Here is a 368-nt window from a genome sequence, read left to right as displayed (position 1 = left end):
GTAAACCCCTTCTCTGAATTTTGAGTTGTTGTAAAGCTCCTGCACAAATACTATCAGATCTTCTGTAGAACTCGGAATATTCTGTATAGATTTTTGCTCAAAAATAGGCCTTCTTACTATAGTGTGATTGAATATTTTTGTTGTTTCCATAATTCTAGTTCTTCTGATAGGTTATTTAAATTCTGAATTTTTTCATCGTTATTTTTTTCAATATCATATATGACAAAATCGTCTACATAGTATTGGTCCTTATAGTCCATTAAAAGATCTCTCAGGTGAGGAATTGTAGTTTCTAGGATCTGCATATTATTATATTTTATTTTTTGTGTTGGTCCGTTTTTTATTATTTTTACTCCTAATGCTAAAAC

1 pseudogene is annotated in these 368 nt (G+C 29.3%); it reads right to left on the bottom strand.

The annotated features are described in order from the left end of the window. Nucleotides 1-116: 116 nt before the first annotated feature. Nucleotides 117-368, bottom strand: a pseudogene (locus tag SB679_RS23345) (hypothetical protein); the annotation flags it as partial.

This window comes from Chryseobacterium sp. SIMBA_029, assembly GCF_046535275.1.
GTDB lineage: Bacteria > Bacteroidota > Bacteroidia > Flavobacteriales > Weeksellaceae > Chryseobacterium.
This window is presented reverse-complemented; position numbering and strand designations above follow the sequence as displayed.